This is a genomic window from Paenibacillus sp. 05T425, assembly GCF_056396205.1.
Genome location: NZ_JBFTLA010000142.1, coordinates 1 through 408 on the forward strand (window position 1 = coordinate 1; position 408 = coordinate 408).

Sequence of the window (408 nt, forward strand, 5' to 3'; positions counted from 1 at the left end):
ACATACAGCAGCCCTGATTCAGAGGAGTGAACGTGACCCACGATGCCGAACGCCAAGCCGTCGAATCAGTGCCATCGAACACGCCCCCGGCGATTCGCCGACTCAGAGTACTGACGGTCAATACTCACAAGGGTTTCACCGCCCTCAACCGACGTTTCATCCTCCCGGAACTGCGCGAAGCGGTACGCAGTACGTCGGCGGACCTGGTGTTTCTGCAGGAAGTGGTCGGTGAGCATGACCGGCATTCTTCCCGTTACAACGACTGGCCACCGACCTCGCAGTACGAATTCCTGGCCGACAGCATGTGGAGCGATTTCGCTTACGGTCGCAACGCGGTCTACCCCGACGGCCATCACGGCAATGCCCTGCTGTCGAAATACCCGATCCGCGAATTTCGCAACCTCGATG

1 protein-coding gene is annotated in these 408 nt (G+C 59.1%); it reads left to right on the top strand.

What is annotated here, in order from left to right; translation table 11 throughout:
- Positions 1-32: 32 nt before the first annotated feature.
- A partial coding sequence (locus tag AC1DF0_RS32490; RefSeq protein ID WP_477577726.1) for an endonuclease/exonuclease/phosphatase family protein occupies positions 33-408 on the top strand: 376 nt, incomplete at its 3' end.